At 39.5% G+C, this 5,671-nt stretch carries 4 protein-coding genes; 1 reads left to right on the top strand and 3 read right to left on the bottom strand.

Translation table 11 applies throughout. The features are described from left to right. On the bottom strand, positions 1-262 hold a 262-nt coding region (locus KTI79_RS18975; protein ID WP_262468837.1), incomplete at its 3' end, for a plasmid mobilization relaxosome protein MobC. 1,200 nt (positions 263-1,462) lie between these two features. Here KTI79_RS18975 and KTI79_RS18970 point away from each other — a divergent pair. Then, a complete protein-coding gene (locus tag KTI79_RS18970) occupies positions 1,463-3,418 on the top strand; it encodes an alkyl/aryl-sulfatase (protein WP_004870594.1) in 1,956 nt (651 codons plus the stop codon). 232 nt (positions 3,419-3,650) lie between these two features. Here KTI79_RS18970 and KTI79_RS18965 read toward each other — a convergent pair whose 3' ends face one another. Then, positions 3,651-5,465: a relaxase/mobilization nuclease domain-containing protein gene (locus KTI79_RS18965; protein WP_004706791.1), complete on the bottom strand. Its 1,815-nt coding sequence runs from the start codon at positions 5,463-5,465 to the stop codon at positions 3,651-3,653. Then, a partial coding sequence (locus KTI79_RS18960; protein WP_262468835.1) for a MobC family plasmid mobilization relaxosome protein occupies positions 5,455-5,671 on the bottom strand: 217 nt, incomplete at its 5' end. The genes KTI79_RS18960 and KTI79_RS18965, both read right to left, overlap by 11 nt.

Raw genomic sequence — 5,671 nt, 5'->3', positions numbered from 1 at the left:
TACGACCCAATTCTAGGATTAAATTTCTCTCTGTCTTGCTATATGAAGATTCAACAATCTTTGTTGATTTAATTTTTTCAGCATCATCTGCTTTGGAATTATAAATCTTTGTTGCTTTATCTACTGCTGACTGACGTAGCAACTTTGCGATTGAACCAAAAGGATTATTGGCATCGAGCAATTGATATTCTGATTCTGAAAGTCTGACTTTAAACGTCCGTTCCCGTACTACTTTCTGTTTAGTTACTGAATCTATTTCCACTTGAACAATCCCATTCTTGGTCTAACCGGTTTAGAGGAAAATCTTTGATTTTTCTTTAAACCGGTTTTCGGGGGTATCGGGGGTGAAGCCCCTGATCAAGGTCACAGCTTAGCACTATTAAACGAAGTGAAATAGGGGTAACTGTGTATCCTTGCTTATTTAAAAAGGGAAAGAATTATTTATACTAAAATTTAATCAAATGATACAGTATATAAACCCTAATAAGAACTGGCATAAATCTTGTAAAACAATAGCACTCAACTCTTTCTCACCACCACCACAGCCCTCGCTTTGCTCAGGCAGATGGTGAGCGTTGAGAGAGTTTCGGCAATACTCTCCCTAAGGGCTGTCATTCAAAAAATAACACATCCCCTAAGTATTGCCGATTTAACCTGATTAGGCTGACGGAGCCACGCATCGGTCGTATCCGCACCATGCTTCACATACATGGCAGACAAGGACTAAAGGTACTGCACCTCTCCCCACGCGCTCCCTGTCGAAGTATGGCGGTATCTCTGCGAGGATTTCTCCAACATGCAACTTAACCAACCTATACAACTACTCTCAACGCTCCGCTTTTGTGGGATTCCCCTGTAACGGTTCAGCTCCTGCTTCTCAGCTTTCACTATCGCTACGATGCACCAGTGACACTTATTCCCTCCACATGCACCGCATATCTTCCTTAAAAAGGATGCACAGAAGCTGATAAGGCTCGAATACTGTCTATGTATTGCTTATTGGATGAACGAGAGTCAGGTAACGAAAGACTTTTTACTGATACAATGCTTGCCATTTTTTATCAATTTGATAGAATTTGAAAAGCGGTACAAGCCGAAAGGTGAAATCATAACGGTCGTCAAACCTTATGATCTTCGTTACTTGATGCTCGAACATCAAATAACTGCGTACCACCAAATTTAAGACAAAACCCCTCTAAGTTGCAAGACTCAGAGGGGTTTTTCTTTAGGTTTTAACAAAATTTTTATTTTTCTCTCCTACTAACTCATGCCCAATAAGGACTGCGTAGTTTTAATAAAAACAGGTATATTCTTGTAAAATATTATTTTATGATTCCATCATAAAAAATGATGGCTGTTATTATAATGTTTGAATTGAAAAGCTTCTATTAATTCAACACATATCAAAAATAGTATAGACAAGGAAATCAACATTTATGGATATTTTGAAGAAGGAAAGACAATGAAAGTTAAATTTTTAACGGTTTCATTGATGTTTATTTTGCCATTTTCTGTTTTTGCAGCAAATGGACAAGTCGAAAAAGCGGTCATTGAATCAAATAATGCGTATAAAACGAAATATAATTTAGACGATATGACAGAGTTTAATTATGCGCAAAAAGGCTTTATTGCCAAGCCAACAGGTCAAATTAAAAGTGAAAAAGGCAATGTGATCTGGGATTTTGATGCGTTTAATTTTTTAAATGATCCAGCACCAAATACTGTTAATCCTGCACTATGGCGACAAGCAAAGCTCAACAATAATGTTGGTCTATTTAAAGTGACAGATCGAGTTTGGCAAATTCGTGGTTTTGATTTGGCAAATATGACCATTATTCAGGGTGATACTGGCTGGATTATTGTGGATACATTAACCTCTAAAGAAACGGCTGAAGCAGCACTTAAATTTGCTAGGCAGCATTTAGGTGAGCAAAAAATTTCAGCCATTATCTTTACCCATAGCCATATCGATCATTTTGGTGGTGCATTAGGCGTTCTTTCTACAGAAGAAATTAACGCTAGAAAAACCCCAATTATTGCGCCACAAGGCTTTATGGAAGAAGCGACCAGTGAAAATTTGATGGCAGGTTCAGCCATGATACGTCGTGCGACCTATATGTATGGAACCTTTTTACCAAAGAATGCTGAAGGATTGGTGGATACAGGTTTAGGTAAGGCTGTTGCTGTTGGGAAAATGGGAATCCTTGAGCCTACACAACTGATCACCCAAGCAGAACAGAAAATGACCATTGATGGTTTGGATTTTGTGTTTTATAACGTGCCGGGTTCAGAAGCGCCAGCAGAGTTAACCTTCTCTATCCCATCACTGAAACTTTATAATGGCGCAGAAATTCTTTCGCATACCATGCATAATCTTTATACCCTCCGCGGTGCCAAAGTCCGTGATGCCTTAAAATGGGTAGGCTATTTAGACCAAGCAATGCAGCATGCCAAAGCATCCGATGTATTGATTGCACAACATCATTGGCCTGTCTGGGGCAATGACAATATTCAAGATTTTATTAAAACCCAGCGAGATGTTTATAAGTTCACACATGATCAGACGGTGAGATATATGAACTCTGGTTTTAATGGTGCTGAAATTGCCGAGAAAATTCAGCTTCCAGCGGCACTTGATCAAAAGCTATATGCGCATGGCTATTATGGAACCTTAAAGCATAATGTAAAAGCGATATACCAATACTATATGGGATGGTTCGATGCTCATCCTTCCAATTTAGATCCATTACCGCCTAAAGCTGTTGCAAAAAAATATATTGAGTTGGCAGGTGGGGAGAATAATGCATTAAAAAATGCGCGGGATGCCTATGCTCAAGCTGACTATAGATGGGCTGCCGAGATTTTAAAACATATTGTGTTGAATAACCCTCAAAACCAACAAGCAAAAGACTTATTGGCAAATACGTATCGTCAATTGGGCTATGCTGCTGAGGCTTCAACTTGGCGTAATTTCTTTTTGGTGGGTGCTCAAGAGCTACAAAATAATGTACCCCTACAAAATACATCTGATCCGAGTGATTTATTGATTCACACGCCAACTGAAAGATTTCTTGAAGCCATGGCGACAAATTTAGATGTGGAAAATTTAAAAAATGAAAACCAGTGTATCAATCTGGTTTTGTCGGATACCCAAGAGAATTTTTCATTATGGGTTGAAAACTCAATCATGCAGTTTAAGCGTCATGATGACAGTAAAGATTTGGCATCGGATTGCCCAACATTAACCGTAACCAAGCCCTTATATCTAAAAATGATTACAGGTCAAATAAAAGGGGTAAAAGTCCTGCTTTCTAACGAAAGTAAAGTCAAAGGCAATCCATTGGAAATTGGAAAATTCTTTGCAATGTTTAAACGTCCAGACTCAACTTTTCCAATTGTCACTCGACCAAATGATTAGGATGAAATGACTGGGCTTAAAGAACCCTACCAAATTAAAGTCTCCGCTTTTATGTGCACACATTAGTGCACATAAATACAAAATTAGTTTAATTATTTCAATAATTTACAATCAATAAAAAAGCCTAACTTGTCTAAGTCGGGCTTTTTTATTGATTCTTCACGTTTCACGCCTAATATTTAATCATTGTTCCATATTTTTGATTAGCAACAGTCGGAATCGAGCATAAACCCTACATGCCAAAATTCATGCCCCGATCTCGCTTAGGTTGGGGCTGCTCCATTTCCTTTTTCCGTTCCTTCATTTGGACGATATTCGCTTCAATAGTTCGGACGTTTCGAGCAAATTCTGCTGAGCTTTGGCTACTTGTGACGAGACTGACCGTTGTGTGGTTGAGATTTTCTCCAGTACGTCCTCGTAATTCGTTGTAATTTGGCTCATCTCCCTGACTTTGCCATTGATCTGCTCGGTATAGGTCGCTGTATTTTTTTCCAATTCGTGAAATTGTGTCTGTATTGTCGATAATGACTTTTGTGTTTGCACTAAGTCTGTCTGTACGCTCTCCATTGCCTTTGATTGTGCTGATAAGGCTTGGATAATTTTCTTTTGCATCACGTCTAAACTCTGCTGTTGCTGCTGCAACTGAGTTTGTTGTTGCTGTAATTGCTGCTGTTGTTCTTCGATGATTTTCAATAACTGTGTTTCTAATTCGGTCATCACTTAATACCCCATCGGCACCATGAAGTTGTTCTGCCAATCCCCTGCGTCCTTGTTGATCTGAATACATAGACGTTGGGCTTTGCTGTTTTGCTGTCTGCATGTGCTGAACGTCAAACTGCCCCCCGATCGGTTCAGGTGATCCACTCGCATTTGTTTCTCGTTGATGGTCATATTGAGTGTCCGTATCTCGTTGTACTTGCTTTTGCCCATAAAACCGAGCGCAATAATGAGAATAATTAAAATAGCAGCTCCCAAAATCATTGCCATATTCAAAGTGGTAAGCTGTTTCAGTAGGCTTTTGTTCTGAACTTGCTGTTCTTTTGTCTGTATCTGCTCGTTCATTTGCTTTAAACGGCTCAATTTGGACTGTAGCAAGGCTTGGTACTGGTCGAGCTGCTTCTCGATCTGCTGTGAGCTGTTCTGTAGGTTCTGCGCTAATTTCTCGTCTGACTGCTGGATAGCGGTCGCTGTGATATTGGCTCTTGTGCTCAAGCTGTCTTTGATAATCTGTGACGTTTGCTCGATACCGCTCAGAAGTTGTTCCTCGGTACGTTGCAATTCGCTGTTGTACTTCTTGTCGATATTCGCCAGTAGCGCTAAAGCCTTGCTCATAAACCTCTCCACTTAAACGGATAGGACGTGTTGCGCCCTCGTATGGATTTTCGATTGATATTGATTTTTGGGTTTGTCGGGTGACTTTGATTTCATTCGATTCAAGCCATTCAACCAATTTTTGCCGATCGGCAACTTTGCCATCGACTACAGCTTGGTAAATCCTTTGGTGTAACTGATCTTTAAAATCCTTCACATCCTTGGGTAAGTTCTTCTTATTGATTAAAAGCTGCTGATTGTTCGGATCATCGGGATCATATAGTTGATGTTCTGCATTGGTAATCTGCTTAAACAGATCCACTCGATCTAAATCCACTGGCGCATAAAATGGCTGTAGCCGTTTGCCTGTCGAAAGCTCAACGTTTGGAATCACAAAATTCAGCTCAAGCCGTGTCTCTCCAGTATCTTGATTCACCTTATCTTGGTGCTGTACCCATAAAATTTGGTACTGATCTTTATCGAGACCAGGGAAAAGGCATTCCTCAAAATTTTGCATGATCTGCTGTTTATCCTGGTCAGATAAAGCATGCTCGTAAAAGGATAAACAACCACTGGTATATTTCTTGGCAAAAGGACTGCTATCAATCAGTTGAGCGGTCAAGTCAACATCACCACTTAAAACCTGTGCATGTTCTCGCTCTCTATCTTCACCAAGCAAATAATCTAGACAACCTTTAGATAATCCTGAACCATGTCTAAAAAAATCAACGATCATCTGGTCGTAACTCCCGAAGTTGTTGATCTATGGAAATCAACAAATGAAGTAACTTCACTTTGTCAAAAGTACCTGTCCCTGCAATATCCGTATTAATCGCTTTGGCAATCTGATTCACGTTATTACCTATACGACCCAATTCTAGGATTAAATTTCTCTCTGTCTTGCTATATGAAGATTCAACAATCTTTGTTGATTTAATTTTT

Origin of the sequence: Acinetobacter sp. WU_MDCI_Abxd143 (assembly GCF_025514195.1) — a bacterium.
GTDB classification, from domain to species: Bacteria; Pseudomonadota; Gammaproteobacteria; order Pseudomonadales; family Moraxellaceae; genus Acinetobacter; species Acinetobacter pittii_H.
This window is presented reverse-complemented; position numbering and strand designations above follow the sequence as displayed.

What these genes read in the sequence shown, in the direction of transcription:
- KTI79_RS18970 (WP_004870594.1), top strand. Translation starts at nt 1,463, where the DNA reads ATGAAAGTTAAATTTTTAACGGTTTCATTGATGTTTATTTTGCCATTT.
- KTI79_RS18965 (WP_004706791.1), bottom strand. Translation starts at nt 5,465, where the DNA reads ATGATCGTTGATTTTTTTAGACATGGTTCAGGATTATCTAAAGGTTGT.